14 protein-coding genes are annotated in these 20,045 nt (G+C 72.2%); 5 read left to right on the forward strand and 9 right to left on the reverse strand.

All coding sequences use genetic code 11. The features are described from left to right. A partial coding sequence (locus tag AWQ71_RS40495; RefSeq protein WP_157570540.1) for a transposase occupies positions 1 to 191 on the forward strand: 191 nt, incomplete at its 5' end. An 86-nt stretch (positions 192 to 277) separates the two neighbouring features. On the opposite strand, the gene AWQ71_RS24680 is transcribed toward AWQ71_RS40495, so the two are convergent. After that, positions 278 to 1,243: an AraC family transcriptional regulator gene (locus tag AWQ71_RS24680; protein WP_157570541.1), complete on the reverse strand. Its 966-nt coding sequence runs from the start codon at positions 1,241 to 1,243 to the stop codon at positions 278 to 280. A 71-nt stretch (positions 1,244 to 1,314) separates the two neighbouring features. On the opposite strand from AWQ71_RS24680, the gene AWQ71_RS24685 reads away from it, so the two are divergent. Then, on the forward strand, positions 1,315 to 2,160 hold the full coding sequence (locus AWQ71_RS24685) for an SDR family oxidoreductase (RefSeq protein ID WP_067137209.1): 846 nt from the start codon (positions 1,315 to 1,317) through the stop codon (positions 2,158 to 2,160). Further along, the gene (locus AWQ71_RS24690; RefSeq protein ID WP_067137210.1) at positions 2,157 to 2,513 is read left to right on the forward strand and encodes a DUF4440 domain-containing protein; all 357 of its coding nucleotides are present in this window, start codon (positions 2,157 to 2,159) and stop codon (positions 2,511 to 2,513) included. Before AWQ71_RS24685 ends, AWQ71_RS24690 begins: the two co-directional genes overlap by 4 nt. A 105-nt stretch (positions 2,514 to 2,618) precedes the next feature. Here the strand turns inward: AWQ71_RS24690 and AWQ71_RS24695 are convergent, their stop codons facing one another. The 5 genes from AWQ71_RS24695 to rhaI form a co-directional block, all read right to left on the reverse strand. Further along, positions 2,619 to 4,871, reverse strand: coding sequence for a glycoside hydrolase family 3 C-terminal domain-containing protein (locus tag AWQ71_RS24695; protein WP_067137212.1), 2,253 nt, complete (start codon positions 4,869 to 4,871; stop codon positions 2,619 to 2,621). Positions 4,872 to 4,914: 43 nt separating this feature from the next. Further along, positions 4,915 to 6,375 (reverse strand): benzaldehyde dehydrogenase, encoded by a 1,461-nt coding sequence (locus AWQ71_RS24700; RefSeq protein ID WP_067137214.1) that lies wholly within the window; start codon positions 6,373 to 6,375, stop codon positions 4,915 to 4,917. 475 nt (positions 6,376 to 6,850) lie between these two features. Then, complete coding sequence (locus tag AWQ71_RS24705; RefSeq protein ID WP_067137216.1) at positions 6,851 to 8,278, reverse strand: rhamnulokinase; 1,428 nt, start codon at positions 8,276 to 8,278, stop codon at positions 6,851 to 6,853. Further along, the gene (locus AWQ71_RS24710; RefSeq protein ID WP_067137218.1) at positions 8,275 to 10,329 is read right to left on the reverse strand and encodes a bifunctional rhamnulose-1-phosphate aldolase/short-chain dehydrogenase; all 2,055 of its coding nucleotides are present in this window, start codon (positions 10,327 to 10,329) and stop codon (positions 8,275 to 8,277) included. Before AWQ71_RS24710 ends, AWQ71_RS24705 begins: the two co-directional genes overlap by 4 nt. Positions 10,330 to 10,378: 49 nt before the next feature. Beyond that, a complete protein-coding gene (gene rhaI / locus AWQ71_RS24715) occupies positions 10,379 to 11,677 on the reverse strand; it encodes an L-rhamnose isomerase (protein WP_218001948.1) in 1,299 nt (432 codons plus the stop codon). A gap of 225 nt (positions 11,678 to 11,902) precedes the next feature. Here rhaI and AWQ71_RS24720 point away from each other — a divergent pair, with 225 nt between their 5' ends. After that, complete coding sequence (locus AWQ71_RS24720; protein WP_067137219.1) at positions 11,903 to 12,910, forward strand: LacI family DNA-binding transcriptional regulator; 1,008 nt, start codon at positions 11,903 to 11,905, stop codon at positions 12,908 to 12,910. Between the two features lie 190 nt (positions 12,911 to 13,100). Next, a complete protein-coding gene (locus tag AWQ71_RS24725; RefSeq protein ID WP_067137222.1) occupies positions 13,101 to 13,727 on the forward strand; it encodes a hemerythrin domain-containing protein in 627 nt (208 codons plus the stop codon). A gap of 83 nt (positions 13,728 to 13,810) precedes the next feature. On the opposite strand, the gene AWQ71_RS24730 is transcribed toward AWQ71_RS24725, so the two are convergent. The 3 genes from AWQ71_RS24730 to AWQ71_RS24740 form a co-directional block, all read right to left on the reverse strand. Beyond that, complete coding sequence (locus AWQ71_RS24730; protein ID WP_245658450.1) at positions 13,811 to 17,212, reverse strand: ATP-binding protein; 3,402 nt, start codon at positions 17,210 to 17,212, stop codon at positions 13,811 to 13,813. 163 nt (positions 17,213 to 17,375) lie between these two features. After that, complete coding sequence (locus AWQ71_RS24735) at positions 17,376 to 18,734, reverse strand: carboxylesterase/lipase family protein (protein ID WP_218001949.1); 1,359 nt, start codon at positions 18,732 to 18,734, stop codon at positions 17,376 to 17,378. After that, on the reverse strand, positions 18,731 to 20,041 hold the full coding sequence (locus AWQ71_RS24740) for a M28 family metallopeptidase (RefSeq protein WP_067137441.1): 1,311 nt from the start codon (positions 20,039 to 20,041) through the stop codon (positions 18,731 to 18,733). Before AWQ71_RS24740 ends, AWQ71_RS24735 begins: the two co-directional genes overlap by 4 nt. Between the last annotated feature and the right edge of the window lie 4 nt (positions 20,042 to 20,045).

The following is a 20,045-nucleotide window of genomic DNA, read 5'->3' on the forward strand; positions in this document are numbered from 1 at the left end:
CGCGTGGCGGCCGCCCAGTCAGCCACGACGCGGATCTCTACAAGGAGCGCAACACGGTTGAGCGCTGTATCAATCGGATCAAGGAGTGGCGTGGGCTGGCGTTCCGCTTCGACAAGACCCCCGAAAGCTATCTGGCCGGCCTTCATCTACGCGGAGCCATCTTGTGGATCCGAAGCCTCCGGCCTGCCTGAAGATCCGAACTCCGCACAGGCCCTAGAGGTCACCTCTGCTGATGTGGCCGAGCTTCCGAAGGCCCGTCGCGAGGTCGGCGACCGCATCACGCTCCCCGCATCCCGTCCACTGTTCTGAGTGCGGTGTCCTGAGCCCAGCGGCGGCGGTAGTCGCCGGGGGTGGTCCCGTACCACTGGCGGAAGGCCAGGTGGAAGCCGACCGTCGAGTGGTAGCCGACGCGCTCGCTGATCCGGCTGTGGGCGAGCATGGTCTCGCTCAGCAGGCGTGCGGCCTCCTGCATGCGGCGGGCGGTCAGGTGCCGGATCGGCGCCTCGCCGACCAGCTCGCGGAAGGTCGCCGCGAACGCCGAGCGCGACATCCCGGCCTGGGCTGCCAGTGACTCCACCGTCCAGGACTCGGCGAACCTCGTCTGTACGGCGTGCAGCGCCGTCCCGATAGCCGGGTGACGCAACGCCCGCAGGACCGGCGAGCCCTCGGCCAGCTCGCCCACCGCGGCCCGCAGCGCCAGCACGAAAACCAGCTCGAAGGCGCGCAGGGCGACCAGCGTCGCGCCGGGTTCGGCCAGGTCCCACTCACCCGCCAGTCGCCCGAGGGTGCCGCCGAGCAGCCCGTGACCTTCCAGCGTGGCCTGGTCGAGCACCAGGATGGGCGGCAGCGCCCGGTAGATCGGCGAGACGGCGGCCCGGTCGTAGTGGAGCCCGCCGCAGAGCAGGACGGTCTGCTCGCCGGGCCCGCCGAGCTCGACGGTGCTCACGCCGCCCGGCGGCCGCTCGGGTAGCACAGTGGCGAGCGGCACGGCGGGGCGCCCCGGCCGGTCGCCCAGCCGGTGGGCGCTGCCGTGCGGGAAGACGGCCAGGTCCCCGGCGCGCAGCAGGACAGGCTCGACGCCGGGCAACTCGACGGCACAGGTGCCCTCGTGCACATAGTGCAACAGCGCGCAGTCCTCGCCCTCGCCCGCGATGCCCCAGGGCGACCCAGCCTGCCAGCGGCTGTGGAAGACCCCCTCCAGCCGCAGCGGGGCCAATAGAGCGCTCAGCAGATCACCATCCACCGGACGATCCTTAAATAGCCCGATATTTCACTTTATCGAGCGTATCGCGGATTCGGTCGAGGCTGTCCGGCATGACCTTTCTTGTGATCGGCGCGGCAGGCGCCCAGGGCGGCGCGGTCGCGCGGCGGCTCGTCGCCGAGGGACACACGGTGCGCGGCCTGACCAGGAGCGGCCGAGTTCCGCACGGAGTGGAGCCGGTCGCCGGCGACCTCGGCGACGCCGGGGCGGTGAAGGCGGCCTTCGCCGGGGTGACGCACGCCGCGGTGACGCTGCCCCTGGTCTACGAGCCGGACACGGTGGCCGCTTACATCCACCATGTGCGCGACTCCGCGCTGGCGGCCGGGGTGCGGCGGCTGGTGTTCAACACCGCCAACCGGCTGCCCGAGGCCACCACGCAGGTGGCGGCCTTCGAGACGCGCCGGTGGGCGGTGCGGACGCTGCAGTCGGCCGGTCTGCCGGTCGTGGTGCTGTGCCCGCCGGTCTACCTGGACAACCTGGCCGCGTCGTGGGTGGCAGGTCCGCTGGCGGCCGAGGGCGTGCTGCGCTACCCGCTGCCCGCCGACCTGCCGGTGCCCTGGCTTTCGCACGACGACCTGGGCGCCGCCACGCACGCCGCGCTCGTGCGTGACGATCTGGAGGGCGCCATGCTGAAGCTCGGCGGGCCCGACGTGGTGACCGGCGACGAGCTGGCGGCCGCCTTCGGCGCCCGCTACTCCGCGCAGGATCTGGCCGAGTTCGAGTCGGGCCTGGCGATGGCGCTGGGCGCGCCGCTGGCCGCCGTGGTGGCGGCCACCTACCGCTGGGCCGCCGCCGACCGCGACCTGTTCGCGGCCGACCCCGCAGTGGCCGATCTGCTGGGCCTACGGCTGACGCCGCTACGCGCCTGGATCGCCGCCCGGCCCTGGGCGACCCGGTGAACGGCGCCGAGGCGGAGATCGTCCGCCACCACGAGGTCATCGAACGCTGGCTGACCGGCGCCGCCACGCGGGAGGAGTTCGCCCGCTTCGCCGACGCCCACGCCCCCGGCTTCACGCTCATCACCCCCGACGGCCAGACGCTCTCCCGCGACCAGGTCCTCGCCGAGGTCGAGGCACTCTACGGCAGGGCACCGGGGCTGACCGTCGAGATCCGCCATGTGCGGATCGTCGCCTCCGACGGCTCCCTCCTCGTGGCCACCTACCAGGAGGTCCAGCCGGATCGGACCCGGCAGTCCACGGTGATCCTCCAGGCCGCCACGTGGCTACACCTGCACGAGACCTGGCTACCGTGACGGCGGCCCGCCCCGCCCGGCCCGGCCCGTGAGCGTGACCCCGGAATGTCCCGGCCCGGGGCGGTGGGCGGCGGTCAGTACCGCTTGCCATGAGACGGGCGGCGGTCAGCCCTGCGCGTTCGCGATCGCGATGAGCCCCTCGATCTGCTCCCGCGACACGGGCGCGCCAGGGAAGGCCGTGAGCCGGCCGATCGGGAACGAGCCGAGTATCTTCCGCAGGCCCTCGTCATTGGCCATCGTCGACGCGCCGGCCCCGTTCATGCCGGACATCGCCTGCCGTACGATCGGGCCGGCGACCGGGTGGGCGAGCAGCTCGCCGATCGAGGAGTCCATGGTGAGCGGCAGGCGCACGTCGTCGCCGGTGACGGCCACGGTGACGGCCGAGCGCACGTCGCGGCTGGACGCGGCGACCTCGACGACGTACTCGCCGCCCTCGACGACCCAGCGGTCCACGCGGACGTCCCAGTACGCGAGGTCGGCGCGGCACACCACCAGCTCGGCGACCGCCGTCTCGCCCGGCTCCAGCGCGACCGAGGCGAATGCCTTGAGCTCCCGGGGAGCCCGCTGGACCGCCGAGCCGGGCAGGGAGGTGTACACCTGCACGACCTCCCGGCCCGTGACCTGGCCCGTGTTCGTGACGGGCACGGTGACGGCGATATCGCCGCCGGCCCGGACGGAGACCGAGGCGTCGCCGTAGCGGAACGTCGTGTACGACAGGCCGTGGCCGAACGGATAGGCGACCTCGACCGATCTCGCGTCGTACCAGCGGTAGCCCACGAGCAGTCCCTCTCCGTAGCGCACGTGGCCGGACTCGCCGGGGAAGTTGCCGTACGACGGGGTGTCCGCCAGGCGCAGCGGGATGGTCTCGGTCAGCTTGCCGGAGGGGTTGACGACGCCGAACAGCACGTCGGCGGTGGCCCCGCCACCGGCCTGGCCGAGGAGCCAGCCCTCAAGGATCGCGGGCACCCGGTCGCGGAACGGCAGCGCAACCACACCGCCGTTGGACAGCACGACGACGGTGCGCGGGTTGGCCGCGACGACAGCGTCGAGCAGGCGGAGCTGCGCGGCGGGCAGATCGATGTGGTCGCGGTCGTACCCCTCGGACTCCTCCGCCGCCGGCAGACCGAGGAAGACGACGGCGACCTCGGCCGAGGAGGCCGCGGCGACGGCTTCGTCCCGCAGCGCGGCGGCGTCGCCCGTGCCGTCGAGCGTGAAGCCCTCCGCGTACGTCACCTCGCCCGCCGACAGCGCGCGGATCTCGTCGATCGCGGTGTCGAGCCGCGTCGGGTTGATCAGGCTCGATCCGGCGCCCTGGTAGCGCGGTCGCGCCGCGAACGCGCCGATCACGGCCACGCGGGTGTCCCGGGCGAGGGGCAGCACGCCGTCGTTCTTCAGCAGCACGATCGATCGGCCGGCGGCCTCGCGGGCAAGCGCGTGGTGCGCCTCCACGTCGAGCGGCCCGGCGACCGCGGGGCGGGCCTGCGCCTTCCGTACGAGGTCGAGTACCCGGGCGGCGGCGGTGTCGAGTGTGTCCTCGTCGAGCTCGCCGTCCCGCACCGCGGCGACCACCTGGGCGTCGGTGCGCCCTCCGCTTGAGGGCATCTCCAGGTCGAGCCCGGCCTTCAGGCTCGCCACGCGGTCGGCGACCGCCCCCCAGTCGGAGACGACGAGGCCGGTGAAGCCCCACTCCTCGCGCAGCACCCGCGTCAGCAGCCACGGGTTCTCCGAGGCGTACACGCCGTTGATCCGGTTGTAGGCGCACATGACCGTCCAGGGCCGCGCGTCCTCGACCACCCGCTGGAAGCCGCGCAGGTAGATCTCGCGCAGCGGTCGCGGATCGACGTCGCTGGAGACGCGCATGCGGTCGGTTTCCTGGTTGTTCGCGGCGAAGTGCTTCAGCGACGCGCCCGCGCCCGTGGACTGGATCCCGCGTACGAGCGCCGCACCCATGACGCCGGACACGATCGGGTCCTCGGAGAAGTACTCGAAGTTGCGGCCGCACAGCGGCGACCGCTTGATGTTGACGCCCGGTCCGAGGAGCACGGCGACGTCCCCGATGGCCGACTCCACGCCCAGCGCCTCCCCGACGCGCCGCGCCAGCTCCGGGTCGAAGGACGAGCCGAGGCCGGCCGCGGGCGGGAAACACGTCGCGGGCACGCTGTCGGCGATGCCGAGGTGGTCGTTTCCGCCGCGCTGCTTGCGCAGGCCGTGCGGGCCGTCGGTCATCATGATCGACGGGACGCCGGCCCGCTCGATCGCCTTGGTCGTCCAGAAGTCCGCGCCGCTGGTCAGCGACGCCTTCTCCTCCAGGGTGAGGCCGGCCGGTGCCTCGTTCACCTCGGTGGCGTTGTCGGTCATGGTGTCTGCCTTTCTGCTCACGGCGGGCCGAAGGGGTGCCCGGTCAGAACGGGTAGGTGGGAGCCTGCCCGCGCATCGTGATCCAGCGGGTCTCGGTGAACGCCTCGATGTTGGCCATGGCGCCACCGAAGCGGGAGCCGGTGCCGGAGGCGCCGACGCCGCCGAACGGGGCGTTGGCCTCGTCGTTGACCGTCTGGTCATTGATGTGCACGATGCCGGTCGGGATCCGCTGCGCCAGTTCCAAGCCCTTCATCGCGTCGCGTGTGACTATGCCCAGCGACAGGCCGTACTCAGTGGCGGTGGCCAGCTTGACGGCCTCATCGAGGCTGGAGAAGCGGGCGACGGGGGCGACCGGGCCGAAGATCTCCCGGGCGAACGCCGGGGTGTCCGGGGTGACGTCAGCCAGGACGGTGGCGGAGTAGAACAGGTTCTCGTAGGTGCCGCCGGCGGCGAGTCGCGCGCCCTGGTCGACGCTGTCGACGACCAGCTTGTGGATCTTGCCGAGCTGCCCGGCGTCGATGATCGGGCCGAGGGCGGCCTGGCCGCCGGCCGGGTCTCCGGCGGTGAGCTGCCGGGCCTTGGCGGCCAGCCGCTCGACGAAGTCGTCGTAGAGCCGCTCGTGGACCAGGTGGCGGCCGGTGGTCATGCAGATCTGCCCCTGGTGGAAGAACGCCCCCCAGGCGGCCAGGTTGACCGCGGCGTCCAGGTCGGCGTCGTCCAGCACGATCAGGGCCGAGTTGCCGCCGAGCTCCAAGTGGGCTCGCTTGAGGTGGCGGCCGGCCAGCTCGCCGATGTGGCGACCCACAGGGGTGGAGCCGGTGAAGGAGATGACCCGTACCAGGGGGTGCGTGACCAGTGCCTCGCCGACGTCGGCCCCGCCGGGCAGCATCTGCAGCACACCCGGCGGCAGCCCGGCCTCTTCGAAGATGCGCGCTATCGTGACGCCGCCCGTGACGGCGGTACGCGGGTCCGGCTTGAGGATCACCGCGTTGCCCAGCGCCAGGGCCGGCGCCACCGAGCGGATGCCCAGGATGATCGGCACGTTGAACGGCGAGATCACGCCCACCACGCCGACCGGTCCCCTGGTCGCCAGGGACAGCCGGGGCTGCTCGCTGGGGATCACCTCTCCGTACGAGCGGCCGGGCAGCGTGGCGGCCTCGTAGCATTCCTGTTCCGCGGTGTGCACGGCGAAGCCCGCCATGCCGGGGACGGCGCCGACCTCACGGATGTTCCACCAGGCGATGTCGTCGGCGTGCTCGGCCCATAACTGACCGGCGCGCCGGAGCACCGCGGCGCGGACCGGATGCGGGGTCGCGGCCCACTCACGCTGCGCCTCGGCGGCGTTCTCGGCAGCCCGCGCCAGATCGTCGACGCCGGCCCGGCCGATCCGGCCGAGCGAAACGCCCGTCGCGGGTTCGATCACGTCGGCGCTGCCGCCGGAGCCCGCCTGCCACGAACCGCCGATAAAGATCTTGTCCTGCCACTGTGCCGCGTCGAGAAACACCGCGAAGTCCTTTCCTGCTGTGGGGATGGGTACCGCGGACGACGTCCGCGTCGTGGGTGGCCGCCGAGGTTCCGGAACCAGGCGGGTGGATCAGGGGTCGATTCGGGTCAGGAACTTCCGCACTGCCTCGATCGCCTGCTCCCTTCCGCGCTGCCCGGCCCGGCATGGATCAGCAAACCCGGACCCGTCACCCGACCGAACAGCAGGACACGACAGAGAAGCCGACACAGAATCAGCCCAGCTCAGCTGCCTCGATCAAATTGCCGGGTTCCGGACTAGCACAAAACGTGATCTTCCCTGCGGGAACGGACCCCGTCAAGGCACAGGTCAGAGCCGTCGTGGCGGTATCTTGACGCGGTACGCGTGGTCAGATCGGCCACCGGGACCATTCGCCTGCCCGGCGCGGGCGAGCGACAGCTCGTCTTCGGCAGCGGGCGTCGCACCATGTTTCGTCCTTCTTCTTCGCGGCCGGCGTTCAGCCGGCCGGATCATGGCGCGTCGGGCTGAAGGCCCGGGCGACGAGCGAGCGGAGTGCCTCGAGGCCGCCCTCGGCGAAGCCCGCGGAGCGGGCCTGCACGAGCACGTTGCCGATGGCCGTCGCCTCCACGGGTCCCGCGAGCACCGGGAGGCCCGAGCGGTCGGCCGTGCGCTGGCAGAGCAGGGCGTTGAGCGCGCCGCCGCCCACGATGTGGATCGTCTCGACACCGACGCCCGAGAGGGCCGACGCCGTGCGCACGGCTCTCGCGAACGCCTCGGCCAGGCTCTCGACGATCGATCGGGCGAACTCCGCGCGGCTCCGCGGCGCGGCGACCCCGCGCTCGGCGCACCACTCCGCGATGCGCCCCGGCAGGTCGCCCGGGGCGAGAAACCGCGGGTCGTTCGCGTCGAACACGGGCACCGCGGTCGTGACCGCGGCCGCCTGTGCGAGAAGCTCGGGCAGGTCGATCGACGACCCGTCGCGCTCCCACCAGCGCACCGACTCCGACAGCAGCCAGAGCCCCATGACGTTGTGCAGGAAGCGCACCCGGCCGTCGACGCCGCCCTCGTTCGTGAAGTTCGCCTCGCGCGCGGCGTCCGTGGTCACCGGCCGCTCGAGCTCGACGCCGACGAGGCCCCAGGTGCCGCACGAGATGTAGGCGGCGGACTCGGGGCGCATCGGCACGGCGACGACCGCCGAGGCCGTGTCGTGCGAGCCGACGGCCACGACCCGCATCCCGGTGGGAGCGCCGAGTTCGGCGGCGACTCCGGGCCGCAGGCCGCCGAGCGAGGTACCCGGCGAGACGAGGCGGGGCAGCACGGACGCTTCGAGTCCGAGCCGTTCGACGAGCTCGCGGTCCCACCCGCCCGTCTCGACGTCCAGCAGCCCGGTCGTCGAGGCGTTGGTGCGCTCGGCGACCTTCGCGCCCGTGAGCTGGAAGCCGACGAGGTCGGGGATGAGCAGGAGTGAATCGGCGAGCCCGAGGCATCCACCCGTCCGCTCGGCCGCGAGCTGGTACACGGTGGTGAACGGCAGGAACTGCAGGCCGTTGCGGCGGTAGAGCTCCGCGAACGGCACCCGCGCGTGCACTGCCTCGACCGCGGCCTCGTTGCGTTCGTCGCGGTAGTGGAACGGCTCGCCGAGGACGCGGCCGCCGCGCAGCAGCGCGTAGTCGACGGCCCAGGAGTCCACGCCGATCGACGCGACGCCGGGCTCGCGGCGGAACGCGTCCGCGAGCCCGCGCGTGAGGTCGCGGTACAGGCCCGTGAGATCCCAGTGCAGGCCCGACGCCAGGCGCACGGGAATGTTCGGGAACCGCGCGACGTGGTCGAGCCGGAGCGTGCCGGCCGCCTGGTCGACGTGCCCGACGACGACCCGGCCGCTCGTGGCCCCGAGGTCGACCGCGGCGACCGCCCCGGCGGTCATCGCAGGAACGCGGTGGCGACCCCCGCGTCGACCGGGACATGCAGGCCGGTGGTGTGGCTGAGTTCGGGGCCGGTAAGCACGAACACCGCGTTCGCGACGTGCTCGGGCAGCACCTCGCGCTTCAGGATCGTGCGCTGGGCGTAGAACCTGCCGAGGTCCTCCTCGGGGATGCCGTAGGTCTTCGCCCGGTTGGCGCCCCAGCCCGAGGCGAAGATGCCCGAGCCGCGCACGACGCCGTCGGGGTTGACGCCGTTGACCCTGACGCCGTGCTCGCCGAGCTCGACCGCGAGCAGTCGCACCTGGTGGGCCTGGTCGGCCTTCGTCGCCGAGTAGGCGATGTTGTTCGGGCCGGCGAACACTGAATTCTTCGAGGAGATGTAGACGATGTCGCCGCCGAGGCCCTGCTGGATGAGCACCCGCGCGGCAGCCTTCGACACGAGGAACGAGCCCTTGGCCATGACATCGTGCTGCAGGTCCCAGTCGGCCTCGGTGGTCTCGAGGAGCGGCTTCGAGAGCGAGAGGCCGGCGTTGTTCACCACGAGGTCGAGGCCGCCGAAGGCAAGCACCGCCTCGTCGATCGCGGCCCGCACCTGCGCGGCGTCCGTCACGTTCGCCTGCACGCCGATCGCGACATCCGTGCCGCCGAGCTCGGACGCCGCCGCCCGCGCCTTCTCGAGGTCGAGGTCGGCGACGACGACGCAGGCGCCCTCGGCCGCGAGCCGGGTGGCGACGGCCTTGCCGATGCCGGAGGCCGCGCCGGTCACGAGCGCGATGCGCGTCGCGTGCGTCTTGGGCTTCGGCATGCGCTGCAGCTTGGCCTCTTCGAGCGCCCAGTACTCGATGCGGAACTTCTCCTCGTCGGAGATGGGGGCATAGGTCGACAGCGCCTCGGCGCCGCGCATCACGTTGATCGCGTTCACGTAGAACTCGCCGGCGACGCGCGCGGTCTGCTTGTCCCTGCCGAACGAGAACATGCCGACGCCGGGCACGAGCACGATCGCCGGGTCGGCGCCGCGGATCGCGGGAGAGTCCTCGGTCGCGTAGGCGTCGTAGTACGCCCGATAGTCGGCGCGGTACTGCTCGTGCAGCTCCTTGAGGCGCGCGATGCTCTCCTCGACGCTCGCCGACGCCGGTAGGTCGAGCACGAGCGGCTTCACCTTCGTGCGCAGGAAGTGGTCGGGGCAGCTCGTGCCGAGCGCCGCGAGCGACCGCAGCTTCTCGCGGGAGAGAAACTCGAGCACCACCTCGCTGTCGGTGAAGTGGCCGAGCTGCGGCCTGTCGTGCGACGCGAGCCCGCGGATCGTCGGCGCGAGCGCGGCGGCCCTCGCGCGCCGCTCGGCCTCGGGCAGCGGCTCGTAGCCCGGCACGACCGCGCCGAACGGCTCCGGCTTGCCGTGCTCGGCGAGGTACGCCGCGGCGGTGTCGATGATCCAGAGCGAGTTCCTCTCGCTCTCCTCGGAGGTGTCGCCCCACGCGGTGATGCCGTGGCCGCCGAGGATGCAGCCGACCGCCTGCGGGTTCTTCGCCTTGATCTCCGCGATGTCGAGGCCGAGCTGGAAGCCCGGGCGGCGCCATGGCACCCATACGACCCGGTCCCCGAAGATCCTCTTCGTGAGCTCCTCGCCGGCGGCGGCGGTCGCGATGGCGATGCCCGAATCCGGGTGCAGGTGGTCGACGTGCGCGGCGTCGACGAGGCCGTGCATGGCCGTGTCGATCGACGGCGCGGCGCCGCCTCTGCCGTGCGGCCCGCCCAGCCCGAACAGGCAATGGTCGAACGCGGCGACCATCTCGTCCTCGCGCTCGACGCCCGGGTACACCTTCACGAGGTCGCGGAGCCGGTCGAGGCGCAGCACCGCGAGCCCGGTCTCGGTGAGCGTGCCGAGGTCGCCGCCCGAGCCCTTCACCCAGAGCAGTTCGACGGGCTCGCCGGTAACCGGGTCGGTCTCGGTGCCCTTCGCCGACGTGTTGCCGCCGGCGTAGTTCGTGTTCTTCGGGTCGGCGCCGAGGCGGTTCGACCGCGCGATGAGGTCGGCGGCTGCCTGGTTCGTCATGAGCGGGATCCTTCGGTGTGGCGGATGGTGGTCTGTTCCCTCGATGGGCTCACGCGCCCCAGCCGGCCTGCGTGCCGCCGACGCGCTCATCGGCGGTCCGGGCGAGGTAGCCCGACCCGGCGAAGGCCGTCATCGGGTCGGCGGGCAGGCCCCGCGACTCGCGCCACTCCGCGAGGGCCGGGCGAACGTCGGTGTGGAACGCGTCCATGAAGACGCGGTTCGCCTCGAGCACGTCGCAGCCACGCTGGGCGGCGGCGAGGGCCTCGCGGTCGACGAGCAGGGCGCGCGCGGTCATCTCCTGCACGTTGAGCACCGAGCGGATCTGGCCGGGGATCTTGTCCTCGACGTTGTGGCACTGGTCGAGCATGAACGCGACGTCGGGGTGGTTGAGGCCGCCGCCGCGGATGACTTCGAAGAGGATGCGGAACAGCTGGAACGGGTCGGCCGCGCCGACGATGAGGTCGTCGTCGGCGTAGAAGCGCGAGTTGAAGTCGAAGGAGCCGAGCTTGCCGAGGCGCAGCAGCTGCATGACGATGAACTCGATGTTGGTGCCGGGCGCGTGGTGGCCGGTGTCGAGGCAGACCATGGCCTTGTCGCCGAGCGCGGCGACCTGGGCGTAGCTCGTGCCCCAGTCGGGCACGTCGGTGTGGTAGAACGCCGGCTCGAAGAACTTGTACTCGAGCACGAGGCGCTGCCCGTCGCCGAGCCGGTCGTAGATCGTCTTCAGCGACTCGTGCAGGCGATCTTGACGGCCGCGCAGGTCGGCCTGGCCCGGGTAGTTCGAGCCCTCGGCGAGCCAGATCTTCAGGTCGCGGCCGCCGGTGGCGTGCATGACGTCGATGCACGCGAAGTGGTGGTCGATCGCCTTCCGCCGAACCCGCGGGTCCTCGTGGGTGAGGGCGCCGAACTTGTAGTCGTCGTCCTGGAAAGTGTTCGAGTTGATCGTGCCGAGGGCGACGCCGAGGTCCTCGGCGTGCCGGCGCAGGTCGTCGTAGGAGTCGACCTTGTCCCACGGGATGTGCAGGGCCACGGTCGGCGCGAGGGCCGTGTACGCGTGCACCTGCGCGGCATCCGCGATCTTCTCGTACGGGTCGCGCGGCGTGCCCGGCGCCGAGAAGACCTTGAAGCGGGTGCCCGAGTTGCCGAACGCCCAGCTCGGCAACTCGATGGCCTGCCGTTCGAGCTCGGCCAGGACGTCTGGGGAGAGCGTGGTCACGATCGCTTCTTTCTGTCGGTCGGATGCGCGGTCGGGTTCGCCGCCGAGCGCGGCGAACTGGGCTTCGAGGTGGAAGATCTCGGTCAGGTGCCGGGCGCCCCGGTCGGGCCGATCGTCGCCGAGCGCGCCCATGCCCGAGAGTCTCGGCTCGGTCGCAGGCGAGCGATGTACGATTGAATCGTTTCAAAGCGTAGTTACAACGGCCGGGTGCGAGCAAGTCACGCCAGTCGCGACGCGCTATGTTCTCGGAGTACCTCGGCGATCCGAGAGGTCGCCGCCTTCAGAATGCGTGTGCGCGGCGATGCTCGCCGCGAGCGAGAAGCCGGGAGCCAGGCTGACGCGCCAAGGGGAGAACTGATGACGGTGAGCGTTCGCGATGTCGCAGCCGCGGCGTCAGTCTCGGTTGGTACCGTCTCCAATGTCCTGAACCACCCGGACAAGGTCGCCCCGGCGACCGTCGAACGCGTGCTCTCTGCGATCGAAGAACTGGGCTTCGTCCGGAACGACGCGGCTCGACAGTTGCGAGCCGGGAGAAGTCGTTCGATCGGGTTGGTGGTACTTGACGTGCGCAACCCTTTCTTCACCGAGGTCGCCCGTGGCGCCGAAGAGCGTGCGGCCGCGGAAGGCCTGACCGTGCTGCTCGGCAACAGCGGCGCGAACAGCGCCCGGGAAGCGGCGTATCTCGATCTCTTCGAGGAGCAGCGGGTTCACGGCTTGCTGATCACACCGCTCAACGAGGAACTCGCCAGGCTTGAGCGGTTGCGCCGCCGCGGTACTCCGGTCGTGCTTGTCGACCGGCAGGCTCCTCCCCGCAGCTTCTCTTCGGTGGCGGTTGACGACGTCGCCGGCGGGTTCCTCGCCGCTCAGCACTTGCTTGAGCGGGGCCGCCGTCGGATCGCTTTCGTGGGCGGGCCACTCGGCATCCGGCAGGTCTCCGATCGTCTCGAGGGTGCTCGCCGCGCTGTCGCCGAGGTCGCGGGCGCCGCGATCGAGGTGGTTCCGACTGAGAGCCCGACGGTGTTGGAGGGTCGTACCGCCGGCGAGGCCCTGCAAGCGAGAACCCCGGCGGAGCGCCCCGACGCGGTGTTCGCCGCCAACGATCTGCTGGCGATGGGGCTGTTGCAGGCGCTTATGCTGCGAGGAAAGCTACGGGTGCCGGAGGACATGGCACTGATCGGATACGACGACATCGATTTCGCTGCCACGGCGATCGTGCCGTTCTCATCGATCAGGCAGCCGGCTGCTCTGCTCGGTCAGACGGCGGTCGATCTCCTGCTCCAGGAGGCGTCAGGCCGCGGAATGAAGGAACTCCGCCAAGTCGTCTTCCGTCCCGAACTCGTGGAGCGAGCTTCGACGCAAGCCTGATTCAACCTCCACTCCAAGACACGCGGGTGTCTCGCCTTCCCGCGTGCTCGGCGGGCGGCTAGGTCGCGGGCCACACAGCGGGCCGGTCGCGGTGGGTCCGCTTAAGCGCAGCCCTGCTTAAGCGCAGCCCTAAAGAACACCAAGGGGCCCAGCACACACTTTGGTCAGGAAACCGACCAAGGAGAATCCGATGACTTCCCCGAATGTCCCGAACGTGCTGGGCTTCCGCATCACCCACCGGGCCATGCGCGGCGACGCCCGCCGCCTCGCCAAGGTGACTCAGGAGATCGCCGCGGGGCGGCAGTCCTGCGACGCGCGCCGCGCCGCGGCGATCCGTGACTTCACCGTCCAGCTCTGTGCCGGCATCCACCACCACCACAGCGTCGAGGACGAGGCCCTCTGGCCCCTGCTCGTACGGTCCGCGGGCCCGGAGGTGGACCTCACCGACCTGAGCGACGACCACTCCGAGCTGGACCCCCTCCTGGACGAGGTCCGCGCGGCGATGGCCGACCCGGCCCAGGCGGCCAAGCCCCTGGCCCGGCTGGCCGACCTGCTCGACGAGCACATCGAGGAGGAGGAGCGCGTGATCTTCCCCATCATCGAGCGGCAGGTCTCCCCCGCGGCCTGGAACGCGGTGGAGAAGCTGGCCAGGAAGGGCGGCAAGATCTCCTTCGAACTGCCCCGGATCGAGCAGTACGCCCTGCCGTCGGAGATGGCGAAGCTGCGCAAGCTCGCGGGACCGGTGCTCGTGGTGCTGCTCGCGCTGATGCGCGGCGGCCACCGGCGACGCCAGCGGCTGATCTTCGGCGCCGCCTGACCCTGTCGCCCGGCCTGACGACGCTTCCCGATCCGGTCACCCCGTGCGTACGCGAACCGCGGCACAACGGCTGAATACGCGGCTCAGCGGACGGCCCGGCCGGTTACGGACGCCAGCGCGAGCAGGGCACGCTCCCGCCAGTGAGGGGAGCCGACCCGCTCCGCCACCTCGGCGGCGACGGCATAGTGCCCTTCGGCGGCCTCCGGGTCATCGAGGAACTCCGCGAGTTCCCCCAGCGTCTGGGCGACCGGCCACAGCGTGATCGAGCCGCTGTGCAGCCCGGCCAGCTCTTCGCGGGAGGGCAGGAGCAGCCGGTAGCACTCGCCGGCCACTTCACGGGCCCCGAGGGCGATCGCGTTGGCCGCCCGTACCGCCATCATGAACAGCCAGTAGTAGTCCCGCCGTGGTGCTCGCCCGGCCGGCCACACCTCCCTGGCTTCCTCGATGCGGCCCGCGGCGATCAGCGCGTAGGTGTACTGCTCGTCCACCTGGTCGGGGACGCGCTCCCGCAACGCGGCTATCTCGGCCAGCGAATCGTGGCCGCGCCCCGAGCACATGCGAACCGTCAACCTGCCCAGCGCGCCGAACGAAGCCGCGTTGATGGCGCCCACCTGGGCCATCCGCTCGGCCACCGAGGTGTAGGCGGCCTCGGCCCGCTCGAAGTCTCCCCTGAGCAGGAAGTGGAGGGCGTCGAGGACGGCGAGGACGCCGAGGGCGAGACCGAGCTGGCCGCTCGTGGAGAGCTCGACCGCCCGGTCGGCGTGGCTCCGGGCCCCGGCCCAGTCGTTGCGGCCGAGCGCCACCATGCACAGGGCGAAGTGGCCGAGCGTCTGGTAGCCGAGCAGGCCGCCGGACGCCGACGCCTCCAGCAGGTCCTGGCCGAGCCGCTCCAGTTCGTCGCGCCGCCCCGGCTCGACGCAGGCCCAGTATCGGGCGTTGAGCGCCATGCAGAGCAGCCGCGGATCGTCCAGGTCACGGGCGATCCGCAGCGCTTCGGCGCTCACCGTCTCGAGAAGCTCGGGGTCGTTCCCTTCGAGCTGGTGGGCCAGCGCCACCAGGACGCGGCAGCGCGCCTCCCCCGGTTCCTCGGGCATCGCCTCATGGGCCGCCCGTATGACGTTCTGGTCGGGCTGCCGGTCCAGCTGGATCGTCCAGATGACCGGCGCGTCGAACGCGGCGGCCGCACGGGCGATGAGCACCGGGTCGGTGGTCCGGCGGGCGAGTGAGAGCGCCGTCGCCTGCGCCGCGAGGGCGGACACGACGTCCCCCGCGTGGGCCTTCGCGGAGACCAGGCGGCACAGCAGATCCACCCGGGTTTCCAGATCGGGGCCCGCGGCGAGATCGAGCGCGTCGAGCGCGCCCCGGAGCAGCGCGGCCGCCTCCTTGTGCGCGTAGAGACCGGACGCCGTGTCCGCCGCCCGCGCGGCGTACTCCGTGGCTCTGAGCGCCGTGGCGGTGGTCGCCGCGGCCAGGGCATGGTGCCCGAGCGCCCCCACGTCTCCCGGTCTGAGCCGCTCCAGCGCCGCAAACGACCTCCCGTGCAGGCGGGTACGGCGCAGCCGGGGGATGTCCTCGTACAACGTCTCGCGTACGAGTGCGTGGGCGAAGCGGACGTGACCCGGCAGCGGCTCTGTCAGCAGCCCGGAGAGCACGCCTGCCTCCAGGCCGTCGAGCACGGTCTCCTCGTCGCCGCCGGACATGGCGATCAGCACGTCGGCGTCGGCGTCCCGGCCGAGGACGGCGGCGTTGCGCAACGTCAGCTGGGCCGTCGCGGGCAGGCGGGCCACCCGCCTGCGGATCAGGTCGCGGACGCCGGGCGGCAACGCGTGAACGGCGGCCGGCCCGTCGACGGCGAGCAGCCGCGCGATCTCGGTCACGAACAGCGGGTTGCCACCGGTCCGCTCGGTGACGGTGCGGGCCGTGGCCGGGTCGACCTCCATGCCGGACCGTTCCCGTAGCAGCAGGGTCACGTCCTGCTCGGTCAGGCCGTCCAGCGTCACGTTCTCGGCGGCCTGGACGGCGAGGGCCGCCCGGGTGGTCAGCAGGTCGACGGCGGCCTCCGCGGGCCGGTGGGTCAGCAGCACGAGGACGGGCGTCCGGGCCAGGCGTACCGCCAGGTGCCGGAGCAGCTGAAGGGTCTCCTCGTCGGCGCGGTGGACGTCCTCGATCACGATCAGCAGGGGTCCGGGCACGCCCTCCAGGTACTCCCCCGCCGCCTGGGCCAGCCAGAACTGGCCGACGGTTTGGTCGGTGTCGGGCTCCAGGAGGGGCGCGAGCCGTACGACGGCCTCCGGAGTGGGCGGGGAGGCGATGGAGAGATGACCCAGGACCTCGCTCCAGGCCCACGCGGGCGGCACGCCGCCGACGGTCTCCGGGCACCGGCCCACGGCGGCCCGCCAGCCGTCGGCCACGAGCCTGCCTACCAGCGCGTCGGCCAGCGTGCTCTTGCCCGAGCCCGCGTCGCCGCCCAGCCAGGCCACCCGGAGCCCGTGCCGCGCCTGGGCGGCGGCGGCGACCAGGCGGGCGAGCTCCGCCGTACGGCCGATCATGGGCGCGGGGTCGGCGGCGGGCGCGGGAGGGAACCGGACCGGGCCGGGAGCCGGTACGGAACCAGCGGCGGTCGCGACAGAAGCGGCCGGATCTGCCGACGCCGCAGGAGCGGCGGACGCGACCGACGGGATCCGGGCCGGGTCCAGGCGGAGGGAGTCGGCCTGGGCGAGGATGTCCGCCTCCAGGGCGCGCAGGTGGGGCCCGAGGTCCACGCCCAGTTCCTCGGCCAGGCCGTGCCGCGTCCGGCGGATCACGGCCAGCGCCTCCCCCTGGCGTCCCGCCCGGTAAAGGGCGAGGGCGAGCAGGCGTACGCCGTTCTCGCGGAACGGATGAGTATAAACGTGACGTTCGAGCTCCGGCACGATCTCGGCGTGGCGGCCGAGAGCGAGCGCCGCCTCGGCACGGTAGTCGACGGCGACGGTGCGGATCTCGTCGAGCCGGGACACCTCCGGGGCCGCCCACTCCTCGTCGGCGAACTCGGCGTAGGCCGGACCGGTCCACAGCCTGAGCGCCTCGTCGAGCGTCTCCATGGCCTCGGTGGGCCGTCCCGCGTCGAACGCGGCGACCGCGGCGTCGACCAGCCGGGGGAACCGCCACGCGTCCACGGCGTCGGCCTCCAGGTTCAGCCGGTACCCGGGCGGAGCGCTGACGATCACGCGGTCAGGACTCCGAGTGGAGCTCCGGGGAGGCCGGCCGGGTTCGAGGACGCGCCGCAGGTTGGAGATGTAGACCTGCAGCGCGGCCAGGGCCCGGGGCGGCGCCTGCTCCTGCCAGAGGTCGTCGATGAACCGGTCGGTGGAGACGACATGCCCCTGGGCGCAGACGAGCCTCGTCATGACGGCACGCTGGAGCGACGCGCCGAGGTCGACGGGGCGGCCCGCCACCTCGGCACGGCACTGCCCGAGGACCCGCAACCTCACCATGACGTTCCTCATGCCGGGTAGAACACGTCGCCGACGCGCAGGGTCGCGCGCTCGTGATGGGCGACGACGACCTTGGCCGCCTCCACGTCGACCATTATCGCGGGATAACCACCGACATCGCCGGGTTTATCGCGTGCGACTACGCGGCGCCACCGCGCTCGTGCAGGACCGCAGGTCACAACCCCCGGTCGGTGGGCGCGCCGAACACCATGGTGTACCCGAGTGGCCAGCCGGGGTCGCCGGTGCGGGCGAAGCGCACCCAGGCGGCGTGCATCGCGTCGGCCACGGCCTGCGGCGCGCCGGGCCCCGCGGTGCGTTCGACGCCGGGCGCGTCGAGCACGTCGAAGACGAAGGGCAGGTCGAGGTTGTGCACCGCGCCCACGCGTCCGCCGCCGACCGGGCTCTCGACGGGCGACTCCCACCGGAACTCGTAGCCGTAGGCGGGCCTGGCCTCGCGGATCCAGCGCGTCTCCCGGGTGAACAGGTGCTGGGTGAAGGCGCGTCCGACGCGCTCGGCCGGCGTGAGGCCGGGTTCGTCGACCTGGAGGCCGAGGTGGTCGAGCACGGCCTGCGCGGCGGCCTCGTCGAGGTCGGCGACCAGGCGGCGGACGAACACGTCGGCCTCCTGCGAGGTGCAGCCGACCAGCAGTGGAACGTGCCCGCTCGCGCCCGCGCGCAGAGCGGCCAGCGGGACGGCCGGGATCAGGTCGCCGTCGACGACCGGCTTGACCGGCACCGACTCGTTCAGCCCGCCGGAGTCGCCGGCCAGCGGCGGCGGCTGTTCGGCGACGAGCGCCTCGGGGGACAGCCCGGCGAAGGCGGACCTGGTCGGGTCGATCCCCAGCCGGGTGGCGAGCGTCTTGGCGTAGTCGCGCGCCTCCTGCTCGGTGGCGACCAGGTTGGCCGAGCCGCTCATCACGATCGCGCGCCGGAACAGCCCTTCGGCGCGAGGCGTCGTCAGCAGGGTGGCGACGGCGGCGGCGCCCGCCGACTGCCCGGCGATGGTCACGTTGCCGGGGTCGCCGCCGAAGGCCGCGATGTTGTCGCGTACCCATTCCAGCGCGGCCAGCCAGTCGAGGACGCCCCGGTTGAGCGGGGCGTCCTCCAGGGCCAGGAAGCCCTCGAAGCCGAGCCGGTAGTTGATGGCCACGCAGACCACGCCGTCGCGGGCGAAGCGGGAGCCCTGGTGCCAGGCCGCCCCGTTGCCGCCGATGGAGAACGCGCCGCCGTGGATCCAGACCAGGACGGGCAGCCCGGCCGGACCGGTCTCAGGGGTGCGCACGTCGAGGTTGAGGCAGTCCTCGCCGACCTCGAAGACGTCGGGCGCGTACAGGCCGATGTCCTCACCGGCCGCCTGTGGGGCGGCCGGGCCCCGCGTGACGGCGGGCCGTACGCCGTCCCACGCGGGTGGCGGGACGGGCGCGCCGAAGCGGTGCTCGCCGAAGGGCGGGGCGGCGTACGGCACGCCGAGGAAGGCGAGCACGCCCTCCTCGGCCCTGCCCTCGACCGGCCCGGCAGTCGTTCGTACGATCATGCGCGACGCCATCCGGCCGTCCCTTCGACGATTCTGATCGCCGCCCGGGTGAGCGGCTCAAGGCTGGCCTCGTGCACCTTGTCGAGGGTGTCGGCCGAGTCGAACAGGTACATGGGAGCCGACAGGAAGTGCACGAGCGGCACCCCTTCGGGGTGGAAGAAGGCCCCGTCGGTGGGCGGCATCGGGGAGAACACGTCCGGCGGCAGCACGAACGAGCGTCTCAGGTCCTCCGCGACGAGGGCCGCCGCCACCAGGCTCTCCAGCTCCGGCTTCCTGGTGGTGAACCACCAGCCGGGTTCGGGATCGCCGGTGGGCACCAGCTCGTCGTCCACGACCACGCACCGCCGGGCGGCGTGCTCCAGGTGGAGCTGGAGTACGACGTCGCCCAGCAGGCCGCGGTTCTCCTCGATGAAGGCCCGGGTGCCCGCGGCGTGCGCCATGTGACCCGCGGTCAGCAGGAAGATCAGGTTGTGTGGCCGGTCCCGCTCGGGCACGCCGGCCCAGTACTGGGCGGCGGCGAGCACCAGCGCGATCCCCGAGGCGTCCTCGACGGCCGAGGCCCAGGGCGCGTCGTGGTGCGAGCCGATGATCACCCACTGGTCGGATCGGCCGGGGAGCGTGCCGATCACGTTGCGCGAGACGGCCGGGCCCGTCTCCGACTCGACGGTGAGCGTGCCCGTGCAGGGGCCCTCGTCGACCAGGTCGAGCACCCGCCGCGAGTCGCCGCCCGACAGCCAGACGGCCGGGAGGTCGCGGTGCACGGCGTCGTAGGGCACGTAGTAGTCGCGTGTCTCCCACGGCACCCCGGTCAGCGCCCCCGCGAAGGCGGCGGCGCCGCCGTCCATGACGCCCTGGATGATGTCGAGGTAGTCGAGCTGGAACGGCAGCGTCTGGACCAGCTCGTCGAAGACGCCCTCGGGGTCGTGCACTGCCGTCGCCAGGTCCCTGACGTAGGACTGCGGCAGCTCGGTGAAGGTGTACTCGGGCACGACGATCGCGCCCGGCACGACCTCGCGGCTGACCGGCGCGCTCACGATCGCCTTCGGCGTGGTGTACGGCAGGGCGGACGCCGCCACCCGCACGACTCTCGACGGGTCGGCGTCCAGGCGCACCACCAGGGCCGCCGTCACCGGCCGCCAGACGGGCAGCTCGACCGGCGCCAGCCGTACGTCGTGGAGCCCGAACTCGGTGAAGCGCTCGGCGGCCCACGCGGCGGTCCAGTCGTCGGCCGGGTAGCCGGGACGCCTGATGCCCCGCGAGGTGACCGTCTCGATCCACTCCATCATCCGCGCGGCGCCGGGGATCATGTCC

It is taken from the genome of Microtetraspora malaysiensis, assembly GCF_001528665.1.
In the GTDB taxonomy this organism is placed as follows: domain Bacteria; phylum Actinomycetota; class Actinomycetes; order Streptosporangiales; family Streptosporangiaceae; genus Microtetraspora_A; species Microtetraspora_A malaysiensis.